This is a genomic window from Rossellomorea sp. SC111 (assembly GCF_024733565.1).
Lineage (GTDB): Bacteria > Bacillota > Bacilli > Bacillales > Bacillaceae_B > Rossellomorea.
Genome location: NZ_JANIOC010000004.1, coordinates 94,967 through 112,369, shown reverse-complemented (window position 1 = coordinate 112,369; position 17,403 = coordinate 94,967). Strand labels below are relative to the sequence as shown.

Genomic DNA, 17,403 nt, shown 5'->3' with positions numbered 1-17,403 from the left:
AAGGAGAATACTCATGACCAATCAAAAAACCTGTCCATTCTGCCATCCGGAAAAGGACATAGACCAAAACATCCTATTTGAAAACGAATCCTGCTATTTCCTGCAACATAACAAGTACCAGGACGTACTGGAAGGATCCGGCGTGATTGTACCGAAAAGTCATCACGCAAATGCATTCGAGTTGACGGAGAAAGAATGGAACGATACATACGAAATGTTACAACGGGCAAAGACATACTTAGATGAAACGTATTCACCAGATGGTTATACGCTTGGCTGGAATATCGGTGAGGTGTCCAATCAGTTTATTTTCCACGCTCACCTGCATGTGATTCCGAGATACAATGACGAACCGCTGGCTGGAAAAGGGGTTCGTTACTGGTTAAAGCAACCTGAAAACAAAAGGAAGAAAGAGACTTCAAATTCGAAATAGGGGAAAATTTGAAACTTTCTGCATTCTTATCTCGTAAATATTTATATAGATAGGAGTGATCAGAATGGAAGTAAAGGTATCGAGGAACAATGAGAACCTTCGTATCAAATGGCAGTTAAGTCAAATAGATATCCCTCTTTCAGAAATCAAAGACGTAACGCTGGATGATACATATGGTGGTGAAGTTAAGAAAGCCATCCGAATCGGATTTCCTTATGGGCACACAGACAGAATCGTCATCAAGACCCATTCGGAAAAGTATATTCTCTTTACAAGCAATGGTGGTTTGAAAGACAAAATCCTCTCATTCATGGAAGCGAGTTAGATGGGTTTCTGGATGTGGGTCGCTTTTTCCTTCCCATTGGTCGGCGGTATCGTTGCTGCTAACTCAGGTAAGAAAAAAACGGAAAGAAAACATGTGATTGCCCTGCTGTGGTTTATTGTAGTCGTGATACTCTTTTTCTTTTGGTGGTTTAGCAGAGGGATTTAATGAACATGCCGAGGGGGTGAATAACATGTTAATGTTAGAAGGTTGGCTGCCAATCATTGTGCTTTTTTTCATCTCAGCTTGCCTGATTGTGGTGATGGCCAGGTATACCCGTAATTACATCGTATTCAGTTTGTCTTCACTATTGGGCTTTGTCTGTCTCGGAACCATTCTTTACAGCATATTCATGGTCGGCGGCTGGGACGGGATGGCCATTGGTTTCTATGCCATTGCTGCGTTTCTTGGTCTTGCCATTGGAACGGTAATCAGCCCGTTCATAAAGAAGAAGACTAGAGCTGATGAAAGGGTGGGTTGATGATTGCGATATTGATTGCGATTGGTGATGTTATCGCTGCCGTTGCTGGATCCCTCTTGAGGGGAGGGAAGAAGTGAGTCGGGATGTACCAATGGAAAATCCCCGTTTTAAGCATCCTTTACGTGTGGTTTTGACTAATGTCCTCTTCATCCGCTGTTTTTTTTCGGGGACATTTTGAAGATACAACCTGTTCATACCATAATATGAGCCGGATTTTCCTCCTTATGATCCCGAATCTTATTATATAAACCGTTTGTTGAAAAATCTCTTTCACGTTCCATCACCATTCCACGTTTCCCTGCAGCTGGCTCAAACCCGTTTCTCTCCCAGGAAACGGGTTATTTTAGGTTATTTCCAAAAGTAATCCTAATTTACCATAAAATAACGTAAATTCACTAGGTATATATATATGGTTTTCTTTCGTTTTTCAGTAAAATAATAGATAGGTAGGCGAAAGGAAGTGGTGGGGATGGCAGGTGCGGTTATTACAGGGTATGGTATCATTGGTCCAAAGTTCTCAAGTGTTTCCCAATTCACCGAGGTCTTAATGGATAAGAAGATAGTCCTGGATCGTTTTAAGGTTAAGGGGAAGAGTATGTATATGGGAAAAGTGGAGGATGAGGATTTAACCGAAACGTGTAAGCGTATTCTTCCCCGGGGTGGCAGGCTTCCAAAAGCCGTCCAAATGGTCCTGTATGCTGCAGAGGAAGCCCTTTTGATGTCCCGTTTCCCGGTCTCGGATTACCGTGTCGGAGTGGTGATCGGATCGTCGGGGGGAGCGATATCGGATACGATCAAGGTGAGTAAGGGAAGTACACGAAGCAGCGTATTTTCAATCGGGAATATGAATTCCTATTCCCTTGTATCAAGTATCTGTGCCGCTTTTCAAGTGAATGGGATGTCGTTCAGCCTTGCCAATAGCTGCACCTCTGGTCTCGATGCGGTACAGTTGGGGAACTTGCTCATTGAATCAAATCAGGTGGATATGTGCATTGTCGGAGGATCCGATTCGACCTTGGATGATGTGATTGTAGATGGATTCAGTAGATTGAAGATATTATTTGAAGGCAATGTGGACAAGGGGCCACCTGGACCGTTTTCGACGGGAGAGGGGTTTGCCATATCAGAAGGAGCTGGCGTCTTGATCCTAGAAAGAAGAAATATTGCTGAAGAGCGAGGAGCCCGGGTTAGGGGAGAAGTCGGATTGTCGTATGTGAGCCAGGACGGCCTGTCCCCATACCAGTCTGATCCCGGGGGAAGGATGTTACTGAAAGCGGTCGATCACTGTCTATCTCAAGGACTCCCATCGTACATCAACAGTCAGGCACTCGGGATCCTTCAACAAGATCGTTTGGAAGCCGATATATATAAAGAAAGATTCGCGGTTCATTCCATTCCCATCACTTCCATAAAGGGAATGACCGGTCATCCCATGGGGGCATCAGGTATCTTTCAACTGATATCCGCTGTAATTAGTTTGGAAAAGCAGTTCATTCCACCAACAATAGGGTATAATAAAGAATATTTTTCGGACTTATCTGTCGTGGAGGATGCACAGCCGCACTCCATTGAACGTGTCCTGATCACTTCACAGGGATACGGGGGAATCAACAGCTGTATGATGATCGCAAAAGGGGAGAGGTAAATGGAGTTTGTTCTGTTAGTCGCAATTTCATTCATTCCTGTCATCATTTCAGGATCACTACTATTCTATTCAAAAACAACCTTAACCAAGGCGTTATCATTATTTCTATTGTTATTATGTTTATGGCAGATAGATATTGCCTTTTTGTACGCCAATGACTATTTTTCACCTGAACTGATCGATCATGCCTTCCGGATCTTCCGAATCGGTCCGATCATGATCATGCCGCTCATGTCTTATTTTGCATACTATCTTGTACAAAGTCATGATGAATTAAGGAAATACCGCCTGTTATTTAGTAAAGGGATTCTCCTGTTCCTCATTGGGTTCAGTCTCATTGTTTACGGGATCAATTTCACTTCAATCGGGGTCACCTCGTATACAATCGTCCCTGAAACAGCGTTCGCTCCTTCTCATTTGATGCCGGTGTATGGGATGCTTAACTCTACTTTTATCATCAATGTCCTATTGGTATTTGTTCACACGTTTTGCCTTCTTGGACTTACATTAAAATTGAATGACGCCTTTTTCCGTCTTTTTTATGCGAAGCTTGTGTTTGGCTCTTTCTTTGTATTCTTGAATGGGGTCATCAGCGGATTCGGCGTCTTACCTTTATATTATTCAAGCTTCAATTCCATCCTTGTAGCGATTCTCTTGTTTCTCGGCTTCTTCCAGATGCAATCGGAACAACTGAATGTGGCGAATGACAGTCTCTTGAAACAAAGCAATCTGCTGGAAGAAATCATGAATATCAATCCGAATTATTTGGTTGTCTTGGATAAAGATAATAGAATCGTGAAGATCAACCATTCCATTTGCGCCTTATTGATGATTTCGGGAGAACAGATGATGGGCATGAAATTCTCCACGTTCATCAAGACTCATCAACTGAAAACCACTCGTGGTGAATTGCAAAAGCTGACCCGTATCAACGGGGATGTCCATTATATTCAATGGGGATCGACCACTTTACGCTATCAAGATAAGGAACTGTACACGCTGTTTTACGGAATAGATTTCACCAATCAGAAGCAGAATGAACAGCTTCTTCTTACCTCTGAAAAGAGCAAAGTCATCGGCGAACTTGCCGCAAGCATTGCCCATGAAATCCGCAACCCTCTAACGACAGTCAGGGGATTCATCCAGCTCATGAAAGAAAAAAATGCAGAAAGTCCATTCGAAGGAATCATGCTGGAAGAAATCGATCGGGTGAATGAGGTATTAAAGGAGCTCCTTCTTCTTGCAAAGCCTGAAGCGAATGATACAGCAGATCTCCGGGAAGAAGACATGCAACTGAATGTGCATCAAGAGGTCAATCATGTCAGGATCCTGTTCGAGGCCGTCGCCACGGAACAGAACAAGAGGATCTACATGTCGAGTTCCCTTCCGTCCGACACTCAGGTTGCATTTCATGAATCGCATTTTAAACAGGTGCTCCTTAATACCATCAAGAACAGCCTCGAAGCCGTCAAGGAAAAGGGTAGCATCAAACTCAAACTCGACGAATCGAATGGATGCGTCAGGGTCCGGATCATCGACAACGGGAAAGGTATCTCCAAGAAGCGCCTCGACCGGATCGGGGAACCTTACTTCACCAATAAAGACAAGGGAACCGGAATCGGACTCACCATCTGCTTCAAACTTATGAATGACTATAACGGACACATGACAGTAAAAAGTAAATTAGGCTGGGGAACGACCGTAACGATGCTCTTGCCGAAGAAAAACTGATCCTCTTGTGAAAACGAGAGGTTTTTTTTCGTTGAAGTGAGTAGGGGATTGTGAAATCGTCTGACTTTTGAAATAATTGGGATTATAGGATCAAACTGGTTTTGTGGAAATAGGAAAGGGGTAGTCCTCATGTCACAGGAAGAAAAACTAACCGGTGGGAATGTATCGACCGTATACCGTTCCGGAAATACTGTCCGTCGGGAACTTAAGCCTGAGAGCGCCAGGGTTCACAAGCTACTGAATCATCTCGAAAAGAAAGGATTCCACCATTCACCGGCGTTTCTCGGCATCGATGAGAAGGGCAGGGAAATCTTATCCTTTATTGAAGGGGAAGCGGGGAATTATCCGTTAAAGGAATATATGTGGTCAGATGAGGCGCTTAGCGGAATTGCGAAGATGCTCAGACACTATCATGACGCGGTGAGCGATTTTCCAATCGACAGCGCCTGGCAGCCCATCGATCACACACCAGAGCCGGTTGAAGTGTTATGCCACAATGACTTCGCTATATACAACATTATTTTTAACAAACAGCAACCTGTAGGGATCATTGATTTCGATGTGGCGGGTCCCGGTCCAAGACGATGGGACATCGCATATACTCTGTACACGTGTGTACCCTTGAGCCGTGTCCGTTATTCAGAAGCGGGTGACGCTATGCACTACGACCGGGAACAGGATGCTGCGAGGATCAGAGAAAGAGTGTGGCGATTCTTTGAGTCATACGGCATTGATTACGGAATGGAAGATCTTCAGATGGTCCTTCGCCGATTGGAAGCAGTATGCCAGACCATCCACCGGAAAGCACGGGAAGGCGATCCTGCTTTTCAAAAGATGTTAGAAGAAGGGCATGTGGAACACTATCAGAAGGATATCGCTTTTATTCGGGAAAATCTTAAAGATTGGGTAGGGGAGGCGTAGATCATGTCAGAGGTCAAAAAGATTGAAGAAGTGAAATTAGTGGGGTTCAGGGTCGTTTGCCCCGGTGACAAGTACGTGGTGGAAATCCCGAAAGCGGCGAAGCAGTTGAAAGAAAGAGAGGGTGAAATTCATCATGCACTGCACCCTGATCAGCAAATAGGCGCCTTTATCGTAGAAGAATCGTCCCCGGAAGAAGACGGTTATTGGGTTGGATTGCAGGTAAGTGAATACAGTGACATTCCAGAAGACATGACAACCTTGACCATCCCTTCCCACACCTATGCCACGATTCTTCATCAGGGACCGAATCATCGCATCCGTCAGAGCTACGAGCAGCTGCATCAATGGATCAAAGAAAACGGGTATACCCGTTCCACTACAAGTTGGAATCTCGAAATCTATCAAAAAGAAAACCAGCCTGGGGACCCTTCTGATGTCAGTGTGGAATTATACGATGCCCTCCTCTTGGATTGACGAGGAATGTGGATGAAAAGAATGACCGTCATTTTACTTGCCATTTTATTGGTCGGCTGTCAGGACAACGAACCGAACATAGGTCACGAAAAACAAAACATCGTCGTCGAAAAGCAGGTCGGAGATGAAAATAAGTATGAAGAGTTTAACAAGGTCACCGATACAAAACAGGTGGAAGAGGCAAGGGGAATCCTCCATGATGCCCTTTGGAAGGATGCCCAAGTAGATTTCATCCGTCCTCCTGATTATCGATTTATTTATGAATTTAAAAATCCCAATATCGATGCTAAGGCCGTGCTGCACCAGGTGTGGATCAGTCCGAAGAAGGATGGGCTCGAAGTCATGCAGGGGCCTCGAGAGTATGCGCAGTTACCACAGGCTGAATCAGCCCGATTGTTTGAAATTTTGACAGGGGAGAGTTTAGGAGATTGAGCAGGGGATCGATGTTCGAGGTCCAGTGTTAAGAAAATTCGACAAACCTGCACGATTATCTCAAATCCGGCACGAATTTTTCTATTCCCGCACGATAATCGTGAAACCCGCATGAAAGTAGTTGAAACCGGCAGGATTCCTGTTTCCGGAGACGATTCTTAGTGCTACTAGGATAAGAGATTGGTAGATTCTCATTACGTTTTTCAAAAAGAGGACAAATTTATAAAATGAGAGGAGGAAATCTTGAATTGAATACCCACATCTATATGATAAGACACGGCGATTCACCTATAGAAGGTCCTGAACGTACACGGGGATTAACGGAAAAAGGGATAGCCGATGCCCATAAAGTTACCGAGCTGCTTATAAAAGAAGACATTGACGTCGTGGTATCAAGTCCCTACCTGCGTTCGATTCTGACTGTGGAAGGGGTAAGTCAGCATATCGGACAAGCTGTGATCGTGGAAGAAGACCTGAAGGAAAGGGTCTTTTCAACAGATGATCATCGGTTATCCGATCAAGAATTGTTGCCATTGCTGGAGGCGTCGTTCCGCGACCCGGATTTTGCCTTAGAGGGGGCAGAATCCAATGCCGAATGTCAAAGTCGGGCCATTTCCGTATTAAATAAACTTTTACAGGCAAATGAAGGAAAGAAGATTGCAGTCGGCACACATGGAGCCATCATGACGTTGATGATGGGCCATTATGACTGCCGCTTTGATTTAAGTTTCCTGCATAGTACATCAAAACCGGATATTTATCGAATGGAATTTATTGGTCTCGAACTTGTAAGGGTCCAGCGGTTGTGGACTGAAGCGAAGAGGATGATGAGATGAGCGAAGTACCAATCAGATGTACAGGAATCGCTGTCGTAATACTGAAGAAAGTGGATGATCAATACAAAGTATTGCTCGTCAAAAGAGCCGAGTCTGTTTTGGAAGATGTATGGTGCTATATCGGCGGAGGCATCGAAGAAGGCGAGAAAGCCTGGGAAGCCGCATACAGAGAGGTGGAAGAAGAGACAGGAATCACAAACATGTTCTTATATTCTGCCAATACCTTTGATCGGATCTATTCAATTGAAGGGAATTATGTATACATCGCGCCTGTGTTTGTGGGATTCGTACCAGATGATCAGGAAGTGGCATTAAACGAAGAGCATAACGACTATAGTTGGTTGTCCTTTGAAGACGCAAAGGGCATTGTGTCTTTACCTGGAAATGAGGAAGTACTAGCGTTTATTGAGAAGCATTTCGTAAAGAAAGAAGCTCCTGATTATTTGCAGGTTAGACGATGATAGGGGTTACTGGATTTTCATAAAATATGAAATACAAGCTAGGAATAAATTGAAGAACCATAAAAGGAGAGTGCAAAAAATGGATGTTTTCGAAAGCCAATATGAGTGGATCCGTCGTACCAGAGAATTATTATTCCGTTATTGTGAAACGATGTCCCAAGAGGATTATGTTAAAGAACTTGAATCGTTTGGAGGGGACTCCATCCGCAATCTGCACGTTCACGTGGCAGATTGCTATCGCGTATGGCTGGGAAGTCGTGCTCTAGGTCGGTCTCTTCCTAAAATCACTCCAGATTCCGCAAACACTGTAGAAGAAATGCGTGAAATTTTCAGGAAGACAGATGACCTTCTTCAGGAATTTCTTCAGGAGTTTAAAGGAGATTGGGAGCGTACTATTCTAGTATCCTTTGGGGGAGATGAGAGTGCTGAGATATCTGCATTATGGCTGTATACCCATACCGTCACCCACGAATTTCACCATAAAGGACAAATCGTGAAAATAGGAAGACAGCTGGGATATATCCCTCCGGATACGGACCTTATCGAGGCATAAGCGTTTATTCATGTGGTAGTCGGCAAGCTGATGTCAATCAATCAGATTGATCATCAGTCTTGCCGGAACAATCAAGCCTCAGTACTCAGTCCCCGGGATTTTCATTTTATTCCTACGATTTTACTCCTCCTCTCCAACAAAACCGTATCCCTCCAAACGCCATCCATCTTCCCGATCTTCTCACGGTGGCCGATAATTCGAAAGCCATGTTTTTCATGAAGTTTGATGCTTGCACGGTTTTCGGGGAATATCCCCGATTGAAGGGTCCAAAATCCTTCTTGTTCACTTGCTTCGATTAAGGCGCCGAGGAGTTGGCTTCCGATTCCCTGCCCAGCGCACCGTGCCGAGACGTACACACTCACTTCGGCTACACCCCTGTATACACATCGGCTTGAGACAGGACTCATGGCAGCCCATCCTACTATAGAATCCCCTAAACGGATAACAATCCGCCCTGCTTGTATATGATTGGCATCCCACTCTTCCCAGGAAGGGATGTCATTTTGAAAAGTTGCGTTCCCCGTAGCGATCCCTTCATGATAGATTTTGGCTACTTGATCCCAATCGTCCGGTTTCATTTCATCTATGTAAACCATTTTAAATCATCACCCCTTTATCATTACAATAATATAAAAACCCCTTGCAATCTATATATAAGTGAACTATTATATAAGCATATATTAATGTATGGAGGTGGAGAAGTGACGGTTGAACTAGACAAATCAGCAACCATTCTAAAGTTATTAGGGGATAAAACCCGGTTAACCATGGTGAAAATACTGGATACGAATGACTGTTGCGTGTGTGAATTTGTGGAAATCTTTCAAGCGAGTCAGCCTGCTATTAGTCAGCACGTCCGAAAATTGAAGGACGTGGGGATTGTGAGGGAGAAACGCCGTGGTCAATGGATTATTTACTCCCTTAATCGTGAGAGTGAATACTTCCCTATGATTCAAAGCCTCCTGGACCACCTGCCGAACCAGGACTTCAAGTTGAAGGAATTGGAGGAGCAGGGCTTACGCATATCTTGTGATTAATAGGAGGTAAAAAGGAATTATGACTATATTAGCATCTGTGATTTTTCTCATCACCCTTGTGTTCGTCATTTGGCAGCCTAAAGGGCTTTCCATAGGTTGGTCCGCAATCGGCGGAGCCATTTTGGCGCTGATCGTGGGGGTTGTCGATTTCAGCGATGTGGTGGATGTGACCGGCATCGTCTGGAATGCGACATTAGCATTTATCGCGATTATCATTATTTCTCTCATTCTTGATGAGATCGGATTTTTTGAATGGGCTGCCTTGCATATGGCAAGAGCGGCAAAAGGTAACGGAGTGAGGATGTTCGTCTACGTTTCATTGCTTGGAGCAGTGGTGGCGGCTCTTTTCGCCAACGATGGCGCGGCACTGATCCTGACGCCGATTGTCCTTGCGATGGTACGGAACCTGAATTTCAGTGAGAAGCTCGTCTTTCCGTTCATCATAGCCAGTGGATTCATCGCCGATACGACGTCCCTTCCTTTAGTGGTCAGTAACCTGGTGAACATTGTGTCCGCTGACTTCTTCGGAATCGGGTTTGTCGAGTTTGCTTCCCGTATGATCGTTCCGAACCTGTTTTCATTAGGGGCAAGTATTTTGGTCCTTTATCTCTTTTTCCGCAAGAGCATCCCGAAGAATTATGATGTTTCTCAGCTTAAGAAACCGGTGGATGCCATTCAGGATATCAAGATGTTCCGCCTTTCCTGGGCGGTGCTCTCGATTCTCCTTATCGGCTATTTCGCCAGTGAATTCATAGGCCTGCCGGTTTCCATCATTGCAGGAATCGTAGCCATCTTCTTCTTAGCGATGGCAAGAAGGAGTGCAGCCGTCAATACGAGAACCGTCATCAAAGGGGCTCCGTGGGCCATCGTGTTCTTCTCGATCGGCATGTATGTGGTTGTGTATGGTCTCCGTAATGTAGGGTTGACCAATGTATTAGCGGATGTCATCCAAATGACAGCGGATCAGGGATTATTTGCGGCAACGGTCGGAATGGGCTTCATCGCGGCCATCCTTTCATCCATCATGAATAATATGCCGACGGTGATGATCGACGCCCTGGCGATTGCCGGTACAGACACGACGGGTGTCACACGTGAAGCATTGATTTATGCCAACGTCATCGGTTCGGATTTAGGACCGAAGATCACCCCGATCGGGTCACTGGCCACATTATTATGGCTCCACGTCCTTTCATTAAAAGGGGTGAAAATCTCCTGGGGGACGTATTTTAAAACAGGAATCATCCTGACCATCCCAACCCTCTTCATCACATTGGTCGGGCTATATCTATGGTTATTAATCATCTAACAAACATTAAAGGAGAGATTCAACATGTCAAAGAAAACCATCTACTTCCTATGTACAGGTAATTCATGCCGAAGCCAAATGGCAGAAGGCTGGGCGAAAAAACACTTAGGTGACGAGTGGAACGTATACAGTGCTGGAATCGAAGCACACGGTTTAAATCCAAATGCGGTGAAGGCAATGAAAGAGGTCGACATCGACATCACGAATCAAACATCTGATATCATCGACACGGAAATCCTGAATAACGCAGACTTAGTCGTGACACTATGCGGAGATGCAGCGGATAAATGTCCAATGACACCTCCTCATGTGAAACGGGAACATTGGGGATTCGATGATCCTGCGAAAGCGGAAGGAACCGAAGAAGAGAAATGGGCATTCTTCCAACGTGTGCGTGATGAAGTGGGGGAAAGAATTCACCGTTTTGCTGAAACAGGGGAATAAAGAAGACAGAGGCAGCTGCAGTCAAGCAGCTGCCTTTTTCAATCCATCATACAAAGTAGAAGATAAACCCGGATACGGTAGACATGGTAATCACCGATAGAACAAAGATCATGACCAACTGTTTTTTGAAAATGGATTTAAGGAGGATCACTTCAGGAAGACTGGCTCCCGCTGAACTGATCATCATCGCCATGACAGGTCCGAGTGCCATCCCTTTCATGATCAGAATCTGTGAAATCGGAATCATACTTGAAAGTCGAATATACAAGGGTACCCCGACGACAGCGGCGATCGGTATGAGCCACCAATGCTCCCTCCCGAAGAAGCCGGAGATCCACTCCGTCGGAACGAGTCCATGTATGACGGCACCGATGGCTGCACCGATGATCAGATAGGGATACACACTTCTCATCAAGTCAATCGTTTCCTTCCAAGCTCCCTTCATGGAGAACTTCTTCGCTTCTTCATTGAACCCGGTCATCATGACGTTCTTGATATACTTTTCAAATCCTAATGCCTCGAGTAGGAAGCCGATGCTGACAGAGAAGATGGTCGTCACCACGGTATAAATGAGAGCAACTTTCCAGCCGAGGACAACCCCCATGATGGTGAGGATCGTGGGATCTAAAACGGGTGAAGCAAATAAGAAAATCATGACAATCCCAAAAGGCAATTTCTTTTTCAACATATTCACCACGACCGGTATCGTCGAACATGAGCAAAATGGAGAGATAAACGCAAATGCGATTGCAGCGGCCGCACCCCAGGCCTTGTTTTTCCCGGAAATCTTTTTCTCGATTTTTTCATAAGGGATGAATCCTTGTAATAAACTGATGGCAAATGAAATGACCACAAACAAAACCGTTAATTCCAGTGCAATTTCCAGAAAGCTTTTAACTGTCTCCCCCCACATATTGATCGTCCCCTTTCCTGATTAAACTGCCGGGCAGCAAGGGCTGCAGCATATTTGGTCTTCGATTTTCTTAGTGAAGAGGGATGATGCCGGTTTAGCGTGTTGCATGGCGACCTTTTCCCGCATGTCGACTCTTTTTTCCTTTAAGATCATTTCTTCTTTATAAAAGTTAAACATGTGTATCTCCTCCGTTAATCAAGATAAGTTGATTTATTAATCAAAAAAAATTGATATAATCTTTAAAAATTTAACAGGATGGCCTGAACATGCAGCATAATTCTGCTGAAAGCAGGTGGTTGATCTCTTCCTGGTTCAAGCTGTAATAGCTCCAAGTCCCTTTTGTTTCTTTCTTCACAATGTTCGCATCCAGGAGGATCTTTAAATGATAAGATAATTTTGATTGCTTCATATCCATTAATGGAGCCAGGTCACATACACACATTTCGCCTTTCAGCGTCAATATGTTCATGATCTGAAGCCTTTTCTGATCGGCAATGGCTTTGAACTTCTGTTCGTATGTTTCAAACATCTTTGTGCCTGATACGTCTTGTAATGGAATGTCGTTTGTCATCATTCAATCCTCGTTTCTTATCAATTTTTCTTGATGTAATCATCTTATATCCATTATTTTCATGTGTCAAGCATTAAATCAAATAGTTTTGATGTATCGGTATTATCTTATGTAGAGGACTGGATGTCGGTTCCTAAATTCAATTTTTTTTGATTTAGTTGCTATTCCGAAAAGCGGAACATATACTATGAGTATAAATCAAATAAAGTTGATGTATGCAATTAATCAAATTTATTTGATTTAAATAATGGAAGGGGATGGATGAAATGAATTTCATTAAGATTTTACTAGGGGATAAGAAAAGAGATTCCGAAGAGTGTTGTCAGATTGAGATAAAAGAAGTGGAACAAGAACGGGGTTGTTCTTCTGAAGAAAACGAAGAAAGCTCATGCTGCTAGTTTTTATACGGATACAATAGAAGAAATGCGTTGAGCTCTGCGATGAACGGAACCTCTTCGGCCAAGTGGGCCCAAGGGGTTCTGTCATTTTACAATCATCACAGGACACTTCACTCTTTTCGCGACTTTATGGCTCACGCTCCCCAAGACCATCTCCTGAAGGGTATTCAACCCTCTGCTCCCAATCACCACTGCGTCGAATTGCTGTTCGTTCGCATGCTTGACGATCGTGGGACCCGGTTCCCCGTGTAAATAATGCGTTGTATAGTTAATCTTCGCATGTTTGATTTTCTGTTCGATGAGTAAAAGCTTCTTCTTTCTATGATCAGCGGCATCGGTCCCCCAATGCTGCAGTACATCGTCTCTTGATTGTCTCCCATCGATGACATACACCACTTCAATGGTGCCGTTTTTTTGGCAGGAGGCAAGGGCGATGGCTTTTTCAGTTGCTCTAATAGAATGGTCGGACCCATCTGTTGCTAATAAAATTTTATTGAACATGAGTGAATCTCCTTTCTATGTTGTTTTTTGGATATGTAAGGTATTCGACTATCACCAACTAATCTCCTTTACACTCATTTATGTAAATTTAATGGAAGGATGTATCGTATGGTAAATGGACGCATTTATAAGTAAATGAAAGAAAATAAGGTTTGTGAACGTTTAATTGGAGGCTTCACAATAGGTAGGATTCGTTATATAATGGCCCTTGTGTTTAACGGACCCGACTTTCATGAGAGTTGAAAGTCAACAACAAAATTTTTGAAAAAGAGGTGCATAATGAATTTATCAACAATTAAATCTCAGTGGTTTGGAAACATCCGAGGGGATGTCCTGGCAGGAACGGTTGTAGCCATGGCTTTGATTCCGGAGGCCATTGCGTTCTCGATCATAGCAGGTGTCGATCCGATGGTCGGATTGTACGCTTCCTTCTGTATTGCCGTGGTCATTGCCTTTGTAGGTGGGCGTCCCGGAATGATTTCCGCTGCGACCGGTGCAACGGCTCTGGTGATGGTAAACCTTGTGGCCGATCACGGGCTGCAGTATCTACTGGCCGCCACCATTCTGACGGGGGTCATTCAAATCCTGATGGGTGTATGTAAGTTGGGACGATTAATGAAGTTTGTTCCGCGTTCCGTCATGATCGGGTTTGTGAATGCGTTGGCTATTCTGATCTTTACGGCGCAATTACCACACTTTGTCGGTGAATCGTGGGTGATGTATGCGATGGTTGCCAGTGCGTTGGCGATTATTTATATTCTCCCACGCTTCACCAAGGCGGTTCCATCTCCTTTGGTTGCCATCATTGCCATCACAGTGGTCGCTGTTTTTATCAATAGTGATGTGAGGACCGTGGGTGACATGGGGCAACTGACTCAGTCGTTACCGATTTTCTTGATCCCGGATATTCCGTTTACCTTTGAAACCTTACAGATCATCTTTCCCTATTCGCTTTCCATTGCGATTGTCGGATTGGTTGAATCTTTATTGACCGCATCCATCGTGGATGATATGACGGATACAACAAGTGACAAGAACCAGGAAGCAAAGGGACAAGGAGTTGCGAATATCGTTTCTGCTTTCTTTGGCGGGATGGCCGGTTGTGCGATGATCGGTCAATCGGTCATCAACGTGAAGTCAGGCGGGAGAGGACGTTTGTCTACATTGGTAGCAGGTGTGTTCTTGATGATCCTGATCCTGTTATTGAACGACTTCCTTGTCACCATTCCCATGGCGGCACTAGTCGGAGTGATGTTCATGGTTTCCATCGGGACATTCGATTGGTCATCCATTAAGAATCTTCATAAAACGCCATTAACGGATACGGTCGTGATGTTGGCGACGGTCATTACAGTGCTCTTGACACATGATCTGTCAAAAGGAGTATTGGTAGGAATCATCTTGAGTGCCATATTCTTTGCCTCCAAGATTTCGAAAGTGAAGATTACGACGCTATCCACCGATAAACCGCATAAAAAGGTGTATCGGGTATCGGGTCAGTTATTCTTTGCTTCCGTATCCGAGTTTGTGGAATCATTTGATTTCACGGAACAGGTTAAAGAAGTGACGCTGGACCTTACGGATGCCCACCTTTGGGATGACTCGGCTGTAGGGGCCATCGATAAAGTGGTCATCAAATATCACCAGAACGGTGTGAAGGTCACCTTGATTGGATTAAATGAAGAAAGCAATAAACTGGTGAACAGGCTGGCTGTTCACAATCAGCCCGGCGCTCTTGATAAAGCCGTCGGACATTAAACGGGAAGCTCTTTGTCTTGAATGACAAAGAGCTTTTTGTTATGCAGTTAGATTATTCTGTGAAGTCATATTTTAAAAGAAGATCTTTCTTGAGTAGTTTGCCTTGTTTTGGAATAATTAGAATAGAGATCGAGGGTTCTGCTACAAATTTTATGAAAATACGGTTAATAAGGAGAGGGAATATTGAGCAGAGCAGGAGTGTACAAGATTGATATAACACCCCCTATAGGCATCGATTTCATCGGGTACCACAGGCCCGAAGGAATTAGCGATATTGATGAACGGATTTATTCCACAGCATTCGTGTTTGAACATAACGATAATAAATCTATTTTTATCAGCGTAGACAACATTGGGATGCTGATTGAGGACACGTCAGTGATTCGTGAACGGATTGCGGCTGAATTGGATGTATCGTATGAAAAAATAACGGTCGTTTTCACTCATACGCATTCAGGACCAGCCACGGTCAGTAGCAGTGAAATAGTGAAAGCGTATAAAACCATTCTGATTGAAAATACGGTGAAGGCAGCTGTAATGGCTCATGAACGTATGCATCCTTCTGAAGTAGGCTGGAATGTCACTCTTGGAGATATCGGGGTGAATCGTAGAGAAGAAACGGCAGACGGGAAAGTGAAGATGGGGACCAATGAGAAGGGTGTGGTGGATAAGCGAATCGGGCTTATGGCCGTTCGACATCAGCAGGATCACTCACTTTCTGGGGCCATCGTATTCTGTACGGCTCATCCCAATGTCCTGAAATCGGATAGTGATTGCCTGTCCGGGGACTATCCTGGGGAGACGAGAAGAATCCTTGAACACATCCTTGGGTGCCCCGTCATCATCGTACAAGGTGCTTCAGGGAATGTGAATGCCAGATACCGCGGTTCACGGGAAGCAGTGGAGAAGATGGCATATGCCTTGAGTGGCGGTGTCTTGACGATGATTCCTTCCATTGAGTATAAGAAGATTTCCAGATTGCATACGAATTCGACCATCATGCCGATGCCATTAATCGAAATCCCGGAACCAGAGGGGATCGAAAGAATGGCCGCCAACGCCGAGGAACAATGGGGAGTCAATACAAGCAAATGGCATACGCATATGTTGGAAAAATATGAACAGAATGACAGGCACATCTCGATTGATGTAGAAATCCAAGCATTCCATATTAACGAAGGTTCGTTTTCCGGAATCCCCATGGAGCCCTTTTCAGAGTCTGCCCTTGAGATCCAGGGAAAATTGAAGAATCCCCTTGCCTTCTTTGGAGGCTACACCAATGGCTATCTCGGTTATTTACCTACAAAGGAAGCATACCCATATGGGGGATACGAAGTGGAACTGAATCCAGTCGTGTACGGACCGATCACAAATCTTTGGATGCCACCGGTAGAAGACACTTCTCAAAAAGTGGTTCACAAAGTACTCGAGATGCACAGAGAATCGGAAAGAGGGTAGACTTGTCGGACCTAAACCAACATGCCGAGCGGTCTCCAGAGGCTAATTTAACCGCAGTGCCCTTTTAAGAGACACACTTTCTCGTTTCTGCTTGATTTATATAAAGGAAAACCGATAACTAACAGAGAAATACCTACATAAGAGATTACACAAGCTGATGACAAGGGAATGATAGTGATGAATCTGCAATATGAAGTGATTCCTGAAGAACAAGCCGAGTACTGCCGGGATTTGTGCAATGAACTGATGCACTTCCAGAAGTCGAAAGCATTCATTGCGCGGGAACGGTTTGATACGATGAATTTTGACACACGGATGCTGCCATCGATTCGAAGTGCTGTACATAATTATCTGGTAATCGTGAAAGAGCCGGAAAAAAATGAAGTCATTGCCTATGTGTATACCAACATATCACCGAAGGAAGCGTATTCGAATGATTTTGCCACGTTTTTCGACCTATCATCTGTACAAAAAGAAAAGGTTGGCTGCCTTTCGCAATTTTATATTAAAGAGGGGTATCGGCAATTCGGCATCGGATCGAAACTATTCACCATGTCGATGGAATGGTTGAAAACGTTTGAAGACATCGAGGACTATTTTGTCTTTACTTCGAATGGAAACCATGAGGCACTGGCATTCTACAAGCGAAAAGGTTTCTCGGTTTCTCATGACATTTTGGACGGCTTTATCACAGTATTACGAAGCAAAAGGAAGTAGTGAAGGAG

General features: G+C 44.3%; 25 protein-coding genes. 19 read left to right on the top strand and 6 right to left on the bottom strand.

What is annotated here, in order from left to right; translation table 11 throughout:
- Positions 1–13 precede the first annotated feature (13 nt).
- From NQ095_RS06190 to NQ095_RS06150, 9 genes are all read left to right on the top strand, one after another.
- On the top strand, positions 14–433 hold the full coding sequence (locus NQ095_RS06190; protein WP_258262610.1) for an HIT family protein: 420 nt from the start codon (positions 14–16) through the stop codon (positions 431–433).
- Between the two features lie 64 nt (positions 434–497).
- A complete protein-coding gene (locus NQ095_RS06185; RefSeq protein WP_258262609.1) occupies positions 498–758 on the top strand; it encodes a PH domain-containing protein in 261 nt (86 codons plus the stop codon).
- Positions 759–923: a hypothetical protein gene (locus NQ095_RS06180; RefSeq protein WP_258262608.1), complete on the top strand. Its 165-nt coding sequence runs from the start codon at positions 759–761 to the stop codon at positions 921–923.
- A gap of 25 nt (positions 924–948) precedes the next feature.
- The gene (locus tag NQ095_RS06175; RefSeq protein WP_258262607.1) at positions 949–1,236 is read left to right on the top strand and encodes a YesK-like family protein; all 288 of its coding nucleotides are present in this window, start codon (positions 949–951) and stop codon (positions 1,234–1,236) included.
- A gap of 469 nt (positions 1,237–1,705) precedes the next feature.
- A complete protein-coding gene (locus tag NQ095_RS06170) occupies positions 1,706–2,881 on the top strand; it encodes a beta-ketoacyl synthase N-terminal-like domain-containing protein (protein ID WP_258262606.1) in 1,176 nt (391 codons plus the stop codon).
- The gene (locus tag NQ095_RS06165; RefSeq protein ID WP_258262605.1) at positions 2,882–4,612 is read left to right on the top strand and encodes an ATP-binding protein; all 1,731 of its coding nucleotides are present in this window, start codon (positions 2,882–2,884) and stop codon (positions 4,610–4,612) included. It abuts the gene before it with no gap.
- A gap of 129 nt (positions 4,613–4,741) precedes the next feature.
- Entirely contained in the window at positions 4,742–5,533 is a 792-nt protein-coding gene (locus NQ095_RS06160) for a phosphotransferase (protein ID WP_258262604.1), read from the top strand.
- A 3-nt stretch (positions 5,534–5,536) separates the two neighbouring features.
- On the top strand, positions 5,537–6,007 hold the full coding sequence (locus tag NQ095_RS06155) for a GyrI-like domain-containing protein (protein ID WP_258262603.1): 471 nt from the start codon (positions 5,537–5,539) through the stop codon (positions 6,005–6,007).
- 12 nt (positions 6,008–6,019) lie between these two features.
- Entirely contained in the window at positions 6,020–6,439 is a 420-nt protein-coding gene (locus NQ095_RS06150; protein ID WP_258262602.1) for a YhfM domain-containing protein, read from the top strand.
- A gap of 81 nt (positions 6,440–6,520) precedes the next feature.
- Here NQ095_RS06150 and NQ095_RS06145 read toward each other — a convergent pair whose 3' ends face one another.
- Positions 6,521–6,646 carry a hypothetical protein gene (locus tag NQ095_RS06145; protein ID WP_258262601.1) on the bottom strand — a complete coding sequence of 42 codons (126 nt, stop codon included), beginning with the start codon at positions 6,644–6,646 and terminating at the stop codon, positions 6,521–6,523.
- 41 nt (positions 6,647–6,687) lie between these two features.
- Between NQ095_RS06145 and NQ095_RS06140 the strand changes: the two genes are divergently transcribed.
- The 3 genes from NQ095_RS06140 (at position 6,688) to NQ095_RS06130 (ending at position 8,289) form a co-directional block, all read left to right on the top strand.
- Complete coding sequence (locus NQ095_RS06140) at positions 6,688–7,275, top strand: histidine phosphatase family protein (protein ID WP_258262600.1); 588 nt, start codon at positions 6,688–6,690, stop codon at positions 7,273–7,275.
- Positions 7,272–7,736, top strand: a complete 465-nt coding sequence (locus NQ095_RS06135) for an NUDIX hydrolase (protein ID WP_258262599.1) — start codon at positions 7,272–7,274, stop codon at positions 7,734–7,736. Before NQ095_RS06140 ends, NQ095_RS06135 begins: the two co-directional genes overlap by 4 nt.
- Before the next feature lie 79 nt (positions 7,737–7,815).
- Entirely contained in the window at positions 7,816–8,289 is a 474-nt protein-coding gene (locus NQ095_RS06130; RefSeq protein ID WP_258262598.1) for a DinB family protein, read from the top strand.
- 101 nt (positions 8,290–8,390) lie between these two features.
- On the opposite strand, the gene NQ095_RS06125 is transcribed toward NQ095_RS06130, so the two are convergent.
- Positions 8,391–8,885: a GNAT family N-acetyltransferase gene (locus tag NQ095_RS06125; protein ID WP_258262597.1), complete on the bottom strand. Its 495-nt coding sequence runs from the start codon at positions 8,883–8,885 to the stop codon at positions 8,391–8,393.
- Between the two features lie 87 nt (positions 8,886–8,972).
- On the opposite strand from NQ095_RS06125, the gene NQ095_RS06120 reads away from it, so the two are divergent.
- From NQ095_RS06120 to arsC, 3 genes are read left to right on the top strand one after another with little or no spacing between them, the layout of a single operon-like run.
- Positions 8,973–9,326, top strand: a complete 354-nt coding sequence (locus NQ095_RS06120) for an ArsR/SmtB family transcription factor (RefSeq protein ID WP_258262596.1) — start codon at positions 8,973–8,975, stop codon at positions 9,324–9,326.
- Positions 9,327–9,345: 19 nt separating this feature from the next.
- Positions 9,346–10,635, top strand: a complete 1,290-nt coding sequence (locus NQ095_RS06115) for an arsenic transporter (protein WP_258262595.1) — start codon at positions 9,346–9,348, stop codon at positions 10,633–10,635.
- 24 nt (positions 10,636–10,659) lie between these two features.
- Positions 10,660–11,079, top strand: a complete 420-nt coding sequence (arsC, locus tag NQ095_RS06110; RefSeq protein ID WP_258262594.1) for an arsenate reductase (thioredoxin) — start codon at positions 10,660–10,662, stop codon at positions 11,077–11,079.
- Positions 11,080–11,125: 46 nt separating this feature from the next.
- On the opposite strand, the gene NQ095_RS06105 is transcribed toward arsC, so the two are convergent.
- The 3 genes from NQ095_RS06105 to NQ095_RS06095 form a co-directional block, all read right to left on the bottom strand.
- Positions 11,126–11,992 (bottom strand): permease, encoded by an 867-nt coding sequence (locus NQ095_RS06105; RefSeq protein WP_258262593.1) that lies wholly within the window; start codon positions 11,990–11,992, stop codon positions 11,126–11,128.
- A gap of 21 nt (positions 11,993–12,013) precedes the next feature.
- Positions 12,014–12,169 carry a hypothetical protein gene (locus tag NQ095_RS06100; RefSeq protein ID WP_258262592.1) on the bottom strand — a complete coding sequence of 52 codons (156 nt, stop codon included), beginning with the start codon at positions 12,167–12,169 and terminating at the stop codon, positions 12,014–12,016.
- Positions 12,170–12,239: 70 nt separating this feature from the next.
- Positions 12,240–12,563 (bottom strand): ArsR/SmtB family transcription factor, encoded by a 324-nt coding sequence (locus tag NQ095_RS06095; RefSeq protein ID WP_258262835.1) that lies wholly within the window; start codon positions 12,561–12,563, stop codon positions 12,240–12,242.
- A 266-nt stretch (positions 12,564–12,829) separates the two neighbouring features.
- Here NQ095_RS06095 and NQ095_RS06090 point away from each other — a divergent pair, with 266 nt between their 5' ends.
- Positions 12,830–12,961, top strand: coding sequence for a hypothetical protein (locus NQ095_RS06090; protein ID WP_258262591.1), 132 nt, complete (start codon positions 12,830–12,832; stop codon positions 12,959–12,961).
- A gap of 84 nt (positions 12,962–13,045) precedes the next feature.
- On the opposite strand, the gene NQ095_RS06085 is transcribed toward NQ095_RS06090, so the two are convergent.
- Positions 13,046–13,462 carry a universal stress protein gene (locus NQ095_RS06085; protein ID WP_258262590.1) on the bottom strand — a complete coding sequence of 139 codons (417 nt, stop codon included), beginning with the start codon at positions 13,460–13,462 and terminating at the stop codon, positions 13,046–13,048.
- Between the two features lie 279 nt (positions 13,463–13,741).
- Between NQ095_RS06085 and NQ095_RS06080 the strand changes: the two genes are divergently transcribed.
- The 3 genes from NQ095_RS06080 (at position 13,742) to NQ095_RS06070 (ending at position 17,395) form a co-directional block, all read left to right on the top strand.
- Positions 13,742–15,220, top strand: a complete 1,479-nt coding sequence (locus NQ095_RS06080) for a SulP family inorganic anion transporter (RefSeq protein ID WP_258262589.1) — start codon at positions 13,742–13,744, stop codon at positions 15,218–15,220.
- 183 nt (positions 15,221–15,403) lie between these two features.
- Positions 15,404–16,678, top strand: coding sequence for a neutral/alkaline non-lysosomal ceramidase N-terminal domain-containing protein (locus NQ095_RS06075; RefSeq protein WP_258262588.1), 1,275 nt, complete (start codon positions 15,404–15,406; stop codon positions 16,676–16,678).
- A gap of 177 nt (positions 16,679–16,855) precedes the next feature.
- A complete protein-coding gene (locus NQ095_RS06070; RefSeq protein WP_258262587.1) occupies positions 16,856–17,395 on the top strand; it encodes a GNAT family N-acetyltransferase in 540 nt (179 codons plus the stop codon).
- Positions 17,396–17,403: the final 8 nt, after the last annotated feature.

Excerpts from the sequence above, each read along its gene's own strand:
- NQ095_RS06115 (WP_258262595.1), top strand. The coding sequence starts at position 9,346 with ATGACTATATTAGCATCTGTGATTTTTCTCATCACCCTTGTGTTCGTC.
- NQ095_RS06120 (WP_258262596.1), top strand. The coding sequence starts at position 8,973 with ATGTATGGAGGTGGAGAAGTGACGGTTGAACTAGACAAATCAGCAACC.
- NQ095_RS06080 (WP_258262589.1), top strand. The coding sequence starts at position 13,742 with ATGAATTTATCAACAATTAAATCTCAGTGGTTTGGAAACATCCGAGGG.
- NQ095_RS06130 (WP_258262598.1), top strand. The coding sequence starts at position 7,816 with ATGGATGTTTTCGAAAGCCAATATGAGTGGATCCGTCGTACCAGAGAA.
- NQ095_RS06180 (WP_258262608.1), top strand. The coding sequence starts at position 759 with ATGGGTTTCTGGATGTGGGTCGCTTTTTCCTTCCCATTGGTCGGCGGT.
- NQ095_RS06100 (WP_258262592.1), bottom strand. The coding sequence starts at position 12,169 with ATGTTTAACTTTTATAAAGAAGAAATGATCTTAAAGGAAAAAAGAGTC.
- NQ095_RS06150 (WP_258262602.1), top strand. The coding sequence starts at position 6,020 with ATGAAAAGAATGACCGTCATTTTACTTGCCATTTTATTGGTCGGCTGT.
- NQ095_RS06165 (WP_258262605.1), top strand. The coding sequence starts at position 2,882 with ATGGAGTTTGTTCTGTTAGTCGCAATTTCATTCATTCCTGTCATCATT.
- NQ095_RS06190 (WP_258262610.1), top strand. The coding sequence starts at position 14 with ATGACCAATCAAAAAACCTGTCCATTCTGCCATCCGGAAAAGGACATA.
- NQ095_RS06170 (WP_258262606.1), top strand. The coding sequence starts at position 1,706 with ATGGCAGGTGCGGTTATTACAGGGTATGGTATCATTGGTCCAAAGTTC.
- NQ095_RS06125 (WP_258262597.1), bottom strand. The coding sequence starts at position 8,885 with ATGGTTTACATAGATGAAATGAAACCGGACGATTGGGATCAAGTAGCC.
- arsC (WP_258262594.1), top strand. The coding sequence starts at position 10,660 with ATGTCAAAGAAAACCATCTACTTCCTATGTACAGGTAATTCATGCCGA.
- NQ095_RS06105 (WP_258262593.1), bottom strand. The coding sequence starts at position 11,992 with ATGTGGGGGGAGACAGTTAAAAGCTTTCTGGAAATTGCACTGGAATTA.
- NQ095_RS06085 (WP_258262590.1), bottom strand. The coding sequence starts at position 13,462 with ATGTTCAATAAAATTTTATTAGCAACAGATGGGTCCGACCATTCTATT.
- NQ095_RS06160 (WP_258262604.1), top strand. The coding sequence starts at position 4,742 with ATGTCACAGGAAGAAAAACTAACCGGTGGGAATGTATCGACCGTATAC.
- NQ095_RS06070 (WP_258262587.1), top strand. The coding sequence starts at position 16,856 with ATGAATCTGCAATATGAAGTGATTCCTGAAGAACAAGCCGAGTACTGC.
- NQ095_RS06175 (WP_258262607.1), top strand. The coding sequence starts at position 949 with ATGTTAATGTTAGAAGGTTGGCTGCCAATCATTGTGCTTTTTTTCATC.
- NQ095_RS06095 (WP_258262835.1), bottom strand. The coding sequence starts at position 12,563 with ATGACAAACGACATTCCATTACAAGACGTATCAGGCACAAAGATGTTT.
- NQ095_RS06185 (WP_258262609.1), top strand. The coding sequence starts at position 498 with ATGGAAGTAAAGGTATCGAGGAACAATGAGAACCTTCGTATCAAATGG.
- NQ095_RS06135 (WP_258262599.1), top strand. The coding sequence starts at position 7,272 with ATGAGCGAAGTACCAATCAGATGTACAGGAATCGCTGTCGTAATACTG.
- NQ095_RS06090 (WP_258262591.1), top strand. The coding sequence starts at position 12,830 with ATGAATTTCATTAAGATTTTACTAGGGGATAAGAAAAGAGATTCCGAA.
- NQ095_RS06155 (WP_258262603.1), top strand. The coding sequence starts at position 5,537 with ATGTCAGAGGTCAAAAAGATTGAAGAAGTGAAATTAGTGGGGTTCAGG.